The organism is Actinomadura sp. B10D3, from assembly GCF_039871695.1.
GTDB lineage: Bacteria > Actinomycetota > Actinomycetes > Streptosporangiales > Streptosporangiaceae > Spirillospora > Spirillospora madurae.
In genome coordinates this window covers 97,509-110,303 of record NZ_JBDPLY010000024.1, presented here as the reverse complement: position 1 = coordinate 110,303, position 12,795 = coordinate 97,509, and the positions used below count along the sequence as shown (strand labels likewise).

Genomic DNA, 12,795 nt, shown 5'->3' with positions numbered 1-12,795 from the left:
TGATCTTGACGGAAATCGAGCAACGGCAGTCGGGACGACTCATGACGGACATTGCGGGTGCGGCAAGCCCGGCCGACAGTGCGGGACCCACGACGGACTCCGAGGACGTGTCGCGGGCGGACGCCCTGCGGACCGCCGCATACCTGGGGGATCTTCCCGTCCTCAAGGAGCAGATAGCGGCCGGGGTCGATGTGAACGTCGCCGACGAGCGGGGCTGGACAGCGCTGCTGGTCGCGTCGCGCGAGGCGTTCCGAGATGGTGTCGAGGCGCTGCTCGCGGCGGGCGCGGATCCAGGAATCGCACTCCCGGGCGGCTTCACCACGCTGCACCAGGTGATCCAGCGCACCAAGGATCGACCGATGGAGTATGCGGTCACCGTGGTGCGCGACGGCGTCGAGACGGTTCTCACCGGCCGCGACGAGATCCGCGCGGAGATCGGATCCCACCCGGACGACGAATACGATGACTGCGTCGATATCGCGCGCATGCTGATCAACGGGGGGATCGACGTCGAACTGGCGACGTCCGCAGGGCAGACCCCGCTGTCGCACGCCGCGTCGCGGGGCACCGCCGAGATCACCGAGCTGCTCATCGCGACGGAGCGGGTCGATCTCGACTCGCGTGACGAAGACGGCGTCTCCCCGCTGCACTACGCCAGTCGCCACGGCCATGTCGACCCGGTACGGCTGCTCCTCAAGGCCGGAGCGAACCCGAACATCACAGAGAACTATGGGTTCACCCCGCTGCACGAAGCGGCGGAGAACGGCCACGCCGAGATAGTGCGTACCCTGCTCGCGGCGGGCGCGGACCCCGGATGTGGGCTGGCAAAGCCGTTCGAGAGCTACCCGGTGAACGCCACACCGCTCGACATCGCGCGGATCAAAGGGCACCAGACGATCATCGATGTGCTCGACCGCCGAAACTGATCGTCGCAACGGCGACGCTGACCGCGATCGACGCCGCCGGGCTGATCGCGGCGACAGTCCCCGCTCTTGCCCGGGTGACCACTCGGAGCCCCCGAACCGCGGGTGGGCGTCTGGCGGTGAACTCAGGGTTGAGGCGGGGCGAACAGGCGGTCGATCATGGCGTGCAGGAAGGCCTGGAAGCCGTGGATGTCGGTGCGGCGAGGAGCGCTGCTAGGGCGTTGGGAGGTGTGGACGGTGCCGGTGTTGAGGAAACCGTAGACGCACCACATCACGCTCCACACCAGGTAGTCGGGATCGACATCGGGGGGAACCCGGTCGCGGATCTTGTCGGCGATCTGCGCGGATCGGGGCTGCACGTAGAGCACGTCCACACCGGCCACGTCGGCGGCGTCTCCCATCCATCCGTGCTGCCACAGCGCCAGCGCCTGCGGGTGGTCGGCGTAGAAGGCCAGGAAAGCGTCCGCGAGCAGCTTGATGCCCTGCCGGTCGGATGTGAAGCGGGCGACGGCGTCCTGCATGGCCTGGTCCTCGGCCGTGTGGACACGCTGCATTACCTGTCGGTACAGGTCGGCTTTGGTCGCCGCGACCTGGTGGACAGAGCCGATGTCACACCCTGTCGCGTCGGCGATCATCCGCAGTGATGCCCCGTCGTACCCGAGCTCGGCAAAGATCCGGGTCGCGGTCTCAATCAGCCGGTCCTGGTCGTTACCCTCCATGCCCTCACCATATGTGACGCGGCAACCGAAACCCGGATCCTTTGCAGGTCACGGGGGTGCCGTTATGGATCGGCGCACCAGGGGCGGGTAGCTCGCCCGGGAGCCGGCGACACCACGTGGTCCGGTCGATCTCATGTCGGGTGTTGGTGGAGATCATTAGGGTCCGATGCATGCCAGATGACCGCATGATGCGCGGTTGTACGGGGCATTCGCACGGCGGTGCCACCTACTCCGGTACGCCGGCGATCGAGCTGGACGGCGCTCCCGTCACGGTCAGCGTCGATGAGGAGGGGGTTGCCGGGGCCGGAGTCTCCCGTCGGCGGCATCGCGATCACCGAGGTGGAGGGCCGCGCCGTGATGCTGGCCTGCGACCGGTCGTGGAGACCACCCTGGCCGTCCTCGGTGAGCCCAGCGACGCCGAGCTGCGCCTCAGCCCGGACGTCGAACGGGTCCTCGGCCGCACGCCCCGCCCCTTCACCGAATGGGCCCGGCGCAACGTCGAAGCCTTCCGGTAACACAGAGCCCTCTCCGGACGCCGCCGTCGCCTCGAAGGTCCTCCCTTCCAGCACCTAGTGTCCCGCGCCAGGAATTCGATCAAGATATGAGGCGAGGCGTTCGAGGATCTCGTCGGCGGTCTTGGTCCAGGTGAAGGGCCTGGGGTTGTCGTTCCACGTCTTGATCCAGTCGCGGATGTCGTTTTCCAGGGCGCGGAGGGTCTTGTGGACGCCGCGCTGGAGGCGTTGCTCGGAGAGCACGCCGAACCACCGCTCGACCTGGTTCAGCCAGGAGGAGTAGGTGGGGGTGAAGTGCATGTGGAAGCGAGGGTGGGCATCCAGCCACCTGATGATGGTCGGATGCTTGTGGGTGCCGTAGTTGTCGCAGATCAGGTGGACGTCCAGGTCGGCCGGCACCTCTTTGTCGATCTTGACCAGGAACTTGCGGAACTCCGTCGCCCGGTGCCGGCGGTGGATCGACCCGATGATCCTGCTCGTCCTGATGTACGGGACCAGGCCGCGCCGACGCCGTGAGGGCGCCGGTTCGTTGGGGCTGTGGCGGCGTCGCCGATTCTGAGACTCCGTCGCATCCGGCGAAGGGCAAGACCGCACAGGAATGCCGGAGTGGCGTCCGCCATCCGGGGGCGCGGTCCGGACAGCAGGCCGGTAGTGGGCGCGCCACGTTCCGGATCATCTGACGGCGACGTGGGTGATGCCGCTCATCGAAGGCCAAGAAAAGTATAATTAATGGCATTTGGATTTTGCCGCCCTCTGCCCCCGAAACGTCAGCAAATCATGAGTATGATGTAGATATCTGATAAACAGGGCATCGTAGCTAGGGGGTAGCTCGACTCGCCGGCCGTCCTGAGAAATCACTTTTGCCGCATCTGTGGGGTAGCGAAGTATCGGGTCGGCCCCGTCCCCGCCGACAACGCACCGGGGGTCGCCGTCCGCGCCTCTCGGGAGAGGGGTGCAGACCTATGCGAACCGCTGCCGGACGAAGAACGACCATCAGCTTCTCCCCGTCCATGACTCCTCGGCTGGCGATGCGGCTGTCGGCCCCGACCGACCGCGCTGGTCCGAAGCAAGACGATACGAGCCGCACGCGGGTGGACGGTGCCTGGTGGCCCCGCTCGGTCGATCCGGCCGTGGAGTTGCCCGGACTGGTTCTGGCACTGCAAGCACAGGGCCCGTCGGACGAGCATTCCCCCATCGTCCACATCATGCTGCGCGCGACCGACTGGGACGCCCATCCCCGCCGGCTGCGCGTCGACGGCCCGGAGGACACCAGGGAGGTGCTGCTCAGCTGGTTCGGCAACCTTCCCGCCGGACTGCTCACCGCGATCTATGCCGACGGCCGTCGCGTCGACCTTCTCACCGTCCCGGCCTCAACCGACGATGCGGCGGCACGGGCCGCCCTGGAAACGGCCGCCCGCATGTCCGCCCCTGACAAGCCGACCGGCCCGCGCGACCGCTCCCGGACACGATCGACGGCGCAGAACGCCGGGAAATCTGATGGGGGACGGCTACAAGAACAGCCGCCGGCACGCTGAACCGGACGCCACCCGGCCTGTGAGGCGCCAGGGGACGCGCCGATGCCCCGCCAGCGTAGGCGCAGCGCGCCGCCGATCCAGGCCCGCTCAGCTTGGGGAGGAGCAGACGGCCCCGAGGCGGGCGGCACGGCCCGTCGGCGAGGAAAGCTCAAAGCTCGGGCAAGCCAGTGCCGCGATCCGGCGCCGGTGACCGGTCGGCGGGGTCAGTACTCCAGCTCGGGACGCAACGGCCCACCGACCGCATGGAGATGGCGCAGCGCCTGCGCGTAGGACTGGAGGAGACTCGTCTCGCAGTAGGCGACGCCGTGCTGGTCGCTGAAGGCGCGCACCAGTGCCTGCGCGCGGCGCAGGTTGGGCCGCGGCATGGACGGGAACAGGTGGTGCTCGATCTGGTAGTTCAGCCCGCCGAGCGCGAAATCGGTGATCCGGCCGCCGCGGATGTTGCGCGCGGTCGTGACCTGCCGGCGCAGATAGTCCGTCTTGTCGTTCCTGCCGAGCATCGGCATGCCCTTGTGATTAGGGGCGAACGAGCAGCCCAGGTACAGGCCGAACAGGCCCTGCTGGAGGAGGAGGAAGCCCACGGCCTGCAGCGGAGGGAGTACCCAGAACAGGGCGGTGAGATATCCGCCGATGTGGGCGAGCAGCAGACCGCCCTCGGCCAGACGGGTTCTGCCCGGCTCGCGCGCGGTGGCATTGCCGCCGAACAGGGCGCGGACACTCGCGAGATGCAGATGGAATCCTTCCAGGAGCAGCATCGGGAAGAACAGCCACGCCTGGTGCCGGGCCAGCCAGACACCGGGGCCGTGCCGGGCCCGAACGCTCTCGCGGGTGAAGATGATCGCTCCGGTGGCGACGTCGGGATCGCGGTCGATCTGATTGGGGTGGGCGTGATGCCGGTTGTGCTTGGAGATCCACCACCCGTAGCTGAGCCCGACCAGTAGGTTGCCGTGCAGTCGCCCCAGCAGCTCGTTCACCCGCTTGGAGCCCGATATCTGCTGGTGACCCGCGTCGTGCCCGAGGAACGCGGTCTGCGTGAAGGCGACTGCCAGGAACACCGCCACCAGCAGTTGCCACCAGGACGGCCCGACCAGTGCGAAGGCCGCCCAACCGGCCGCCAGCAGGACGAGATTCGAAACGATCTTGACGGTGTAGTAGCCCGGCCGCCGGGTCAGCAGTCCGGCCCGCTTCACCTCGCGGGACAGCAGCGCGTAGTCGCTGCCCCGCGGACCCGCATCGCCCCGGTCCCGGGCGGCTGCACTGCCGGCGGCTGGAACGTCCGTGGTCACGCTTGTGGTCACACTGTCCTCTTCCATACGGGCGAGCATTCCCGAGAAACGCCCGCCGATTACTTCCAGAGAAACTCACTGGCGCGAGACGCCGACACAGGCGATCCGAGCAGCGCCCAACAGCAGAGCCGATCGCCTCGCGGTGCCGAGACTGTGCGACGCTGGGTTCAGGGTGTGGCCATCCGGTCGCTTCGGACAGCGGAGGCGGTGAGCGGCTATACCAACAGCGGGCGAGGCGCGGGCGGCCCGGTTGTGGGAGCTGGTCGCCGGGTGTGCGGACGGTGAGATGGTAACGGCCGCGCATGTGTGCCAGGCGGCCGTGGCGGCGGTGGAGGTGGACGGGTCGGCGGTGTCGGTGGCGGCCCGGCCGGACCGCCGGCAGCGGGCGCACGCCACCGATGCGGTGGCCGCGCTCTTGGAGGAGCAGCAGTTCACCCTGGGGGAAGGTCCGGGCATCGAGGCCGGTGCCTCTGGCGGCCAGGTGCTGGTCGCCGATGTGTCCTCGCCGGCCGGCGCCTCCCGGTGGCCGGTGTTCGCGCCGGTGGCCGCGGTGGCCGGGGTACGGGCGATGTTCGCCTTCCCGCTGCAGGTGGGGGCGATCCGGCTGGGCACTCTCACCCTGTACCGGGTCAGGCCGGGACCGCTGACCGCGGAGCAGGTCGCCGACGCCGTGACGCTGTGCCGGACGGCGGTGGCGGTGATGCTGACCGCGGGCCGGACCTCGCCCGACGGCACGACCTCGGATCAGGGGGCCTGGCCGCTGGGCGGGCCGGGCGAGGGCAGGATCGAGGTGTATCAGGCGACCGGGATGGTCGCCGTCCAGCTCGGCGTGGGTCTGCAGGACGCGTTCGCGGCGTTGCGCGCCCGCGCCTTCACCGAAGGCGTCCCGTTGGCCCGGCTAGCCCGCCAGGTGGTGGACCGGCGGCTGCGGTTCCATCCCGACGACCTTCCCGACGGGTGACGACACGATGGATCGACACGATGACCACTGCGGTCTACGAGAGACGACATCACACGACAGGACCCCCAGCCACTGGGCCGAGGAAACGGATTGAGCAGCCATGCCACAGCAACAACGACTCGCTGAGGTGTTCGTCGAGCTGGCCGACACCCTGGTGGTCGACTTCGATCTCATCGAGTTCCTGCACCGGCTGGCCGAGCGCTGCGTGGAACTGCTGAACGTGGAGGCGGCCGGGATCCTGCTCACCGACCAGGCCGACGAGCTACAGGTGATCGCGGCTTCTACCGAACAGACCCGGCTGCTGGAGTTGTTCCAGCTCCAAGCCCGGCAGGGCCCCTGTCTGGACTGCTTCGCCACCGGCCGGCCCGTCAGGGTCGCCGACCTCGCCGCCGAAGCCTCCCGGTGGCCGCTGTTCAGCGCCGCGGCCCTCGACGCCGGCTACGGCGGGGTGGTGGCGTTGCCGATGCGGATGCGAGAGCGGATCATCGGCGCGATGAACCTGTTCACCGCCCCCTCCACGGTCCTGGCCGTCGACGAGGCGACCACGGTCCAGTCGCTGGGGCAGGCCATGGCCGACGTCGCCACCATCGGCATCCTGGGCGAACGCGCGGCCCGCGAACATCAACTGCTGTCACAGCAACTGCAGATCGCGCTCAACAGCCGTGTGATCATCGAGCAGGCCAAGGGCATGCTCGCCGAGCGCCACCAGACCTCACTCGATCAGGCCTTCGCCGCTCTGCGCGCCCAGGCCCGCGACACCAACCGCAAACTCGCCGACCTCGCGCTGGCCGTCATCGACGACGACCCCGCCGTGATGGACTTCCTGCACCCGCCAAACGATCCCGGCCGCCGCGCCGACCACGGTTGACCGCGAAACGATGACGGGAACGAACGAGCACCCGGATGCCTGCCCGCTCGGCAGGTGACGCCCGGTACGCCGCGGGCTTCACGGGCCGATGGGTTCTCGGCCGCGGTCGTGGCCGCGCGGCGTCGTGCAGCGATCCGGGCCGCGGTGGGCCAGCGCACGTCGTACGCCCAGCCGGGCGCCTCCAGCCACCGGATGAGCCGGGCCGAGGGGTCGATCTGGCCCGGCAGCATGCCGTGCCGGGCGCAGGTCAGGTCGGCGTGATGGCCGTTGTGCCAGCTCTCGCCGAACGACACCAGGTGCCGGTGATCAGCAGCCCGGCCGCGGGCGGCGCCAGCAGAGACACCCCGGCCAGGACCGGGAACCACCGGTCCACGCGGCGATCGGCACCACCACCAGTACCCACATCACCACCACGGCCGCGGTGGATTTGCGTCCCTCGGTCAAGGCCGGTGCGGGCCGGCCCGGTGCTCTCGCCCGGTACGCGGTCGGCCCCGGGGAGGTCATCGAGGTCATGACCTTGTCCCTCCTTCACTGGGGGTCTCCGCTTCTGGACCGCACCGGATACCCGAATACGCCGACCCCAGGCCTCCGCGCGGAACGGAGCACTGGGCAGGTCAGCCGTCGAGGGCGCTTTCCGGGTGCCGAGCCGTGCGATCGTCACGTCGGCGCAGCGCCGCCAACGCGTCCGCCGGCTTCGGATGAAGGCTGATGACCTCGCCGATGCCGGTGAGGCGAAGGACACGGTCGACCCGCCCCGTGGCTCCGGCCATGCTCAGGACCAGCCGCTGATTCCGGGCGTGTTTGAAAGCCTTGACCAGGACCGTGATGCCGCTGGCGTCGCAGAACCTGAGGCGCGTGAGGTCGATGACCACACCGCTGCTCGGCGCGGTGCGGCCGTGGCCGGTGGACGCGCTGGTGATCATGGTGTTGAGCCGGACGGTCAGCCAGCTGCTGTTGGACGCGTCGATCTCCCCGGCCAGTGCCAGCAGCGTCGCCGTCGACCCGGCACCGCACTCGACGTCCGTCCGCCGGAGACTGACCGGCGCCCCGGCTCGGCCGCGGTCGCTGGCCGTGGTGTCCAGACCCGCCCGCGTTTCCTGTGGAACGGAGGATGGGGGCGAGGATTCGAATGCCGTCATGACAGCCTTCCCTGGAGCGTACGCACCTACGCCGCCAGGGTCTGGAGCGGCCGGACAGACGACTACCGCCGTCGCACGCAGCATAGACCGCTCACGACCTGCGGTCTAACCCTGCGATCGGGTCCAGACCTCTCGCATGATGCCCAGGGGACCGTCATGCCGTACCGGACCTGAACGTCCTGCACTACGAGGCCGAGGCGCGGCTACTGCCGCCGGACGTCGCCGACCGGGCAGGAGACGGCCCGCGCCCGAACCGGGCGGTCGAGCGTTGGGGGCGCGCTGATGGGGGAAGAAACTGGATTTGGCGCTCGCGCAGTTCCCGGTCCTCGGGGACCAGATCGGCGCGAACATCCATAGCTTTCAAGGAAGCATCCTGGCCCTGGCCACGGGTTCCATAGGCAGCCTGTACGGCGGCCTGGGCGTCGTACAGGCTGCACAGAACGCCCTGAACAAGATGTGGGGGGTGCCGCGCAACTCGCGGCCGACCCCTTCGCCGCCAGGGTGCGCAGCCTGGCGCTGCTGGCGTTCGGTGGCGCGGTGATCCTGGTGACCACGCTGCTGTCGGCGGTGACCGCATCCGGTGGGGTTCTCGGCGGCGGCGCCGGTGTGCGGGCGGTGGCGATCCTGGTGGCCGTCGCCGTCAACGTCGTGCTGTTCACCGTGGCGTTCCGGGTGCTGACCGCCCGGCGGCTCACCATCGCGCAGGTCCGGACGGGGGCGATCACCGCGGCGCTGGTATGGCAGGTCATTCAGTGGGCCGGCACGTTCCTGCTCGGTCACATGCTCAAGGGCGCCAGCGCCACCTACGGCATGTTCGGGATCGTCCTCGGCCTGCTGACGTGGATCTATCTGGGCGCGGTCACCTTCGTGCTGAGCGCCGAGATCAACGTCGTCCGGGAGCAGCGGCTGTGGCCCCGCAGCCTCCTGACGCCCTTCACCGACAACGTCGAGCTGACCGCCGGGGACCGGCGCGCCTACACCTCCTACGCCGAGACCGAACGTCACAAAGGCTTCGAGAACGTCGACGTGGAGTTCGATCAGCCTCGACGCGATGACCCCGACTGACGTCCGGGCCGCCCCCGCGCCGGGCCGCGTCAGCGGCGGGCGAGCTGGCGTTCGCCGCCGGTGCCGGGCCGGCGGTCCGGCCGTAGCGTCGCGTCCGGCCCGACCTCCCCCGGGGTGCGGGCCGGCTGCGTCCAGCAAGCGCGACGGCCCGAGGACGGACACGGTCAATCCATGCATAAACCCATCACTCGCGCTGGTAGCCCGTCGCCTCGACCGGAATACAGCAGAAGTGGGGGCGGGTTTCTCGCACTCCGGCGTCGGCGGTTAGCGTGAGTGAAGCGCTCAGAAACTATTTGCGTCTTCCGTATATCGGCGAATAGTCGAGTAGAATAACAAATATCCGGTAAACGACGGCATCCTGTTCTGAGGGTTGATCCGCCACACCGGCCGCCCCCTGAGAGGGGGAGTGATGCAGACCTCGCACAGGCCGCGCGCCAACGGGCGCACCGGTCAGACCGGTTCAGCGTCCCAGCTCAACCCACCTGGCCCCAGGCTCCCCGATCGGCGCAAGCAGCCACCTGCGCAGCGAACGGTGACGGCGGTCCGCACCAGCGTGGTGTGGTCAGAGCTGTGGGCCGTCGCGGCCATCTCGGTCCTCTTCATGGTGCTCGTGGTGAGCAATACCGGCGATGTGCGGATCTCCTTCGCCGGGCTGAGCGGCGTCCTGCCGCTGGCGGTCGTGCTCATGGCCGCCATGGCCGCCGGGATCGCGGTCACCCTGATCGTGGGATCCGCCCGCCTCACGCAACTGCGCCCGCTGACCCGCAAGCGCCTCCGCTGAGCACCCCCGGCCGCCGCACCGATCGGAAGCCAAGAAAGGCGCCTGCCATGTGGACCACCGCCGAACGCCGCACCACGATCAGCTTGTCACCGCCCTCGACGCCGCGGCTGCTGCTGCGCCCCGCGGCCCCTCCGCGCTCCGCGCGTCCCCTGCTGGACGGCGGCTGGTGGCCCCGGTCCGCCGACCCGGTCGCGGAACTGCCCGGCCTGATCCTGGCCCTGCAGGACCACGGTCCCATCGACGACCACCGCCTCATCACCCACGTCATGCTCCGGGCGGACGACTGGGACAGCCGTCCCCGACGGCTGCGCATCGACGGCCCGGCCGACACCCGGGTGGTGCGGCTGAGCTGGTTCGACTCCCTGCCCTCCGGGCTGCTGACCGCCATCTACGCCGACGGCCGGCGTGTGGACCTGTTCACCGTCCCGGCCGCCACGCCCCGGGAGGAAGCCGAGGCGTCTATGGAGCTGGCGTCCCACCCTCACAACCTCCTGCACACCCCTGACCTGCTGGCCGCCCTCGCCTCACCACCCGGCCGGACGAACCGGGCTGGCACTTCGGACAGCTCGGAGAGCGCCTGGGAGTCCGAGGGCGGGCGACTCCGAGAAGAGTTCGCGGCACGTTGATCCGGCCCGCCGCCCCGGGTCGTCCGGCAGTATGGACCATCTGCGATCGGAGATCGCCATGACCGCTCTTATCACCATTCCCGCGTCGGCTGCCCGAAGTCTGGTCCGGGTCCCCGACGAGGTGAGGATGCCCGCCCGCCAGCGCCCTGGCCACACCATCGTCGCGTTGTCGGGGGCCCTGGACGGCGCCGCCGCTCCGGCACTGCGCGAGCACCTGATCGGCGCGTTGCGGCGCAGCGGCCGACTCCTGATCCTCGATCTGGGGGAGGTGGCGTCCGCCGACGTGGCAGGACTGGCCGTACTGGTCGGCATCCAGCGCCGCGCCGCCGCACTCGGCATCACGCTCCGGCTCGTCGCCCCCGGCCATCAGGTCGCCGCGCTCCTCCGCGTCACCGCGCTCGACCGCGCCCTGCCCCTCTACCCGGCCCCGGACCTCCACACCGACCTCGCCGCATGACGGCGATCACGCCGTGCGCCGCCTCCCGACGGGCGGTTCGGCGTCCGCGCGGGACCGGCTCGCACTCCGGGCTCGACGACCGTGACCAGGACGACAGGTGCCCGATGACCATGAAAGACGATTATCTGCGGCTGATGATGGGTCTCATCAGCGGCATGGCCATTGCGGTGGCCCTCGTCTGCGCGCTCATCGTGGCGGTCGCCTTCGTCTCCTGACGCGACCGAGGGCAGGAACCACATCATGCTCGGCGCTCGCCCTACCCGGCCGGCCCGGGATCTTCGGTCACAGGAGTGGTCTGCTGAGGTGGTCGGCGGTTCCGCCGCGCCATTCGATGAGGAAGAGGGTGGCGTCGTCGCTGGTGACCCCGCTTCGTTCGCGCATGAGGGTGTGGGAGAGGTCGCGCACCATCTGCTGGACGGTCGCGCTGGCGGGTCCGACGCGTTCGATGGTGGCGATCAGGCGGTCCTCGCCGAACTGTTCCCCGCCAGCGGTGTGCTCTTCGACGAGGCCGTCGGTGTAGGCCAGGACGCGGTCGCCGGGGCGGAGCCGCTCGCTGTTGATCTGGGGTTTCGAGCCGCCGAAGCCGACGGGCAGGGTGCTCGTGCCTTCCAGGGCGCCGATGACGCGGTGGTCGCGGATCAGCATCGGGGCGGGGTGGCCGGCGTTGACCCATTCCAGATGGCCGGTACCGGTGTTGAGGCGCATCATCTGTGCGGTGACGAAGTGGTCGGGGCCGAACTGGGCGTCGATGGCGGTGTCCATGAACGCGTACAACTCGGCGAGGCCGGCTTGGGCCCGTCTGGCATGGCGGTAGGCGCCCACGGCGACGGTGGCCAGTACGGCGGCGTTCAAGCCGTGTCCCATCGCGTCGATCACGGCGAGGTGGAGGACGTCGTCGTTGAGGGCGTAGTCGAGGCTGTCGCCTGCGACGTTGTAGGCGGGTTCCAGGATGCCGGCGACGGCGACCTGCGGCGTGGTCATGGTCAGTGGAGGCAGCAGCGACCACTGGATCTCCGCGGACACGCTCATCGGCTCGCGTCGTCGCGTCCGCAGGAACTGGTCGGTGTAGTTGTTCTTGGTGACCAGCATGTCGGCGACCAGGCCGGCCAGCCGCCGCAACAGCCGGCGGTCGTCGTCATCGACGCTGTCCAGGGTCAGGGCCATCACGCCGATCTCGTCACTGCCGTCCAGCAGCGGCAAGAACATCCGCACACCGTCGTCCCGCGGCTGCTCGACGACGGTCTCCGACAGGAACGCGCGCCCGGCCGGAGACCCCTCCAGCCGCACTGGTTCGCCGTCGGTCAGGCCCCTGCCCGGCAGCGGCACCAGAGAGAGCTGGGCGTAGTCCTGCAGCAGGATCGAGATGTCCCGGCCGCCGATCGCGCGTATTTCCTCGGCCACCAGGGGGGCGATGAGCTGCGGCGGCATCTCGTGTGCCCGATCCAGCAGCTGGCCCAGCAGCCGCTCGCCGAACCCTTCGCCGCGGTCGCCCGCATCCCCAGGTCCGCTCAGTTCCCTCACAGTCGTCTATGTGCCCTCCGGAAGGGTCGGTGACTCTACGTATTGGAGGGTGTTCCAAGTCGTGAGCGGTCTAGGGCTTCAAACACCGGACGGCCGCCGTACGGGTACGCGGCCCGACCGTCTCAACGTCCGCCCGCGACAACGTACGGTCGCGGAGTCGCTCCGGTGGCCCGAGCAGGCCCAAGAAGCCTCGGCGGGTCTTCGTGCTGAGGTCCTACATGACGTGCGGGCGGTGCGGGCGGCGGATGTTCGGCAAGCAGGACTCCGGCCACACCTACTACGTGTGCAGCCCGAAGCGCGCCTACCTGCCCGACGGGAACCTGGAGGAGCCCACCCCGGCACTCGTTCAGCGTGTCAACGAGCGCGCCGCCGAGATTGCCGCAGATCCTAAGGCAGAACAGG

The 12,795-nt window shown here is 69.4% G+C and carries 15 protein-coding genes; 10 read left to right on the top strand and 5 right to left on the bottom strand.

Annotated features, from left to right (window positions below; translation table 11 throughout):
* Positions 1–5 precede the first annotated feature (5 nt).
* Positions 6–926: an ankyrin repeat domain-containing protein gene (locus ABGB11_RS29980; protein WP_347638210.1), complete on the top strand. Its 921-nt coding sequence runs from the start codon at positions 6–8 to the stop codon at positions 924–926.
* 122 nt (positions 927–1,048) lie between these two features.
* Here the strand turns inward: ABGB11_RS29980 and ABGB11_RS29975 are convergent, their stop codons facing one another.
* Positions 1,049–1,642: a helix-turn-helix domain-containing protein gene (locus ABGB11_RS29975; RefSeq protein ID WP_347638208.1), complete on the bottom strand. Its 594-nt coding sequence runs from the start codon at positions 1,640–1,642 to the stop codon at positions 1,049–1,051.
* A gap of 377 nt (positions 1,643–2,019) precedes the next feature.
* Here ABGB11_RS29975 and ABGB11_RS29970 point away from each other — a divergent pair, with 377 nt between their 5' ends.
* Positions 2,020–2,157 (top strand): hypothetical protein, encoded by a 138-nt coding sequence (locus ABGB11_RS29970; RefSeq protein WP_347638206.1) that lies wholly within the window; start codon positions 2,020–2,022, stop codon positions 2,155–2,157.
* Positions 2,158–2,211: 54 nt separating this feature from the next.
* Here ABGB11_RS29970 and ABGB11_RS29965 read toward each other — a convergent pair whose 3' ends face one another.
* Entirely contained in the window at positions 2,212–2,748 is a 537-nt protein-coding gene (locus ABGB11_RS29965) for a transposase (protein WP_347638204.1), read from the bottom strand.
* A 368-nt stretch (positions 2,749–3,116) separates the two neighbouring features.
* Between ABGB11_RS29965 and ABGB11_RS29960 the strand changes: the two genes are divergently transcribed.
* Positions 3,117–3,689, top strand: a complete 573-nt coding sequence (locus tag ABGB11_RS29960; protein WP_347638200.1) for a DUF5994 family protein — start codon at positions 3,117–3,119, stop codon at positions 3,687–3,689.
* Positions 3,690–3,892: 203 nt separating this feature from the next.
* Here the strand turns inward: ABGB11_RS29960 and ABGB11_RS29955 are convergent, their stop codons facing one another.
* The gene (locus ABGB11_RS29955; RefSeq protein ID WP_347638198.1) at positions 3,893–4,987 is read right to left on the bottom strand and encodes an acyl-CoA desaturase; all 1,095 of its coding nucleotides are present in this window, start codon (positions 4,985–4,987) and stop codon (positions 3,893–3,895) included.
* A gap of 274 nt (positions 4,988–5,261) precedes the next feature.
* Between ABGB11_RS29955 and ABGB11_RS29950 the strand changes: the two genes are divergently transcribed.
* Both ABGB11_RS29950 and ABGB11_RS29945 read left to right on the top strand, forming a co-directional pair.
* Entirely contained in the window at positions 5,262–5,936 is a 675-nt protein-coding gene (locus tag ABGB11_RS29950; protein WP_347638196.1) for a GAF domain-containing protein, read from the top strand.
* Between the two features lie 100 nt (positions 5,937–6,036).
* Positions 6,037–6,804: a GAF and ANTAR domain-containing protein gene (locus tag ABGB11_RS29945; protein WP_347638194.1), complete on the top strand. Its 768-nt coding sequence runs from the start codon at positions 6,037–6,039 to the stop codon at positions 6,802–6,804.
* 614 nt (positions 6,805–7,418) lie between these two features.
* Here the strand turns inward: ABGB11_RS29945 and ABGB11_RS29940 are convergent.
* Positions 7,419–8,027 (bottom strand): STAS domain-containing protein, encoded by a 609-nt coding sequence (locus ABGB11_RS29940; protein WP_347638192.1) that lies wholly within the window; start codon positions 8,025–8,027, stop codon positions 7,419–7,421.
* Between the two features lie 372 nt (positions 8,028–8,399).
* On the opposite strand from ABGB11_RS29940, the gene ABGB11_RS29935 reads away from it, so the two are divergent.
* From ABGB11_RS29935 to ABGB11_RS29915, 5 genes are all read left to right on the top strand, one after another.
* A complete protein-coding gene (locus ABGB11_RS29935) occupies positions 8,400–9,008 on the top strand; it encodes a YhjD/YihY/BrkB family envelope integrity protein (protein ID WP_347638190.1) in 609 nt (202 codons plus the stop codon).
* 409 nt (positions 9,009–9,417) lie between these two features.
* Positions 9,418–9,789, top strand: a complete 372-nt coding sequence (locus tag ABGB11_RS29930; protein ID WP_347638188.1) for a hypothetical protein — start codon at positions 9,418–9,420, stop codon at positions 9,787–9,789.
* A 47-nt stretch (positions 9,790–9,836) separates the two neighbouring features.
* The gene (locus ABGB11_RS29925; protein ID WP_131951010.1) at positions 9,837–10,415 is read left to right on the top strand and encodes a DUF5994 family protein; all 579 of its coding nucleotides are present in this window, start codon (positions 9,837–9,839) and stop codon (positions 10,413–10,415) included.
* 58 nt (positions 10,416–10,473) lie between these two features.
* Entirely contained in the window at positions 10,474–10,872 is a 399-nt protein-coding gene (locus tag ABGB11_RS29920) for an STAS domain-containing protein (protein ID WP_347638186.1), read from the top strand.
* Complete coding sequence (locus ABGB11_RS29915; RefSeq protein WP_347638184.1) at positions 10,869–11,087, top strand: hypothetical protein; 219 nt, start codon at positions 10,869–10,871, stop codon at positions 11,085–11,087. Before ABGB11_RS29920 ends, ABGB11_RS29915 begins: the two co-directional genes overlap by 4 nt.
* A gap of 67 nt (positions 11,088–11,154) precedes the next feature.
* On the opposite strand, the gene ABGB11_RS29910 is transcribed toward ABGB11_RS29915, so the two are convergent.
* Positions 11,155–12,393 carry a PP2C family protein-serine/threonine phosphatase gene (locus ABGB11_RS29910; RefSeq protein ID WP_347638182.1) on the bottom strand — a complete coding sequence of 413 codons (1,239 nt, stop codon included), beginning with the start codon at positions 12,391–12,393 and terminating at the stop codon, positions 11,155–11,157.
* Positions 12,394–12,795: the final 402 nt, after the last annotated feature.

What these genes read in the sequence shown, in the direction of transcription:
- ABGB11_RS29975 (WP_347638208.1), bottom strand. Translation starts at nt 1,642, where the DNA reads ATGGAGGGTAACGACCAGGACCGGCTGATTGAGACCGCGACCCGGATC.
- ABGB11_RS29960 (WP_347638200.1), top strand. Translation starts at nt 3,117, where the DNA reads ATGCGAACCGCTGCCGGACGAAGAACGACCATCAGCTTCTCCCCGTCC.
- ABGB11_RS29950 (WP_347638196.1), top strand. Translation starts at nt 5,262, where the DNA reads ATGGTAACGGCCGCGCATGTGTGCCAGGCGGCCGTGGCGGCGGTGGAG.
- ABGB11_RS29945 (WP_347638194.1), top strand. Translation starts at nt 6,037, where the DNA reads ATGCCACAGCAACAACGACTCGCTGAGGTGTTCGTCGAGCTGGCCGAC.
- ABGB11_RS29940 (WP_347638192.1), bottom strand. Translation starts at nt 8,027, where the DNA reads ATGCTGCGTGCGACGGCGGTAGTCGTCTGTCCGGCCGCTCCAGACCCT.
- ABGB11_RS29930 (WP_347638188.1), top strand. Translation starts at nt 9,418, where the DNA reads ATGCAGACCTCGCACAGGCCGCGCGCCAACGGGCGCACCGGTCAGACC.
- ABGB11_RS29925 (WP_131951010.1), top strand. Translation starts at nt 9,837, where the DNA reads ATGTGGACCACCGCCGAACGCCGCACCACGATCAGCTTGTCACCGCCC.
- ABGB11_RS29920 (WP_347638186.1), top strand. Translation starts at nt 10,474, where the DNA reads ATGACCGCTCTTATCACCATTCCCGCGTCGGCTGCCCGAAGTCTGGTC.
- ABGB11_RS29915 (WP_347638184.1), top strand. Translation starts at nt 10,869, where the DNA reads ATGACGGCGATCACGCCGTGCGCCGCCTCCCGACGGGCGGTTCGGCGT.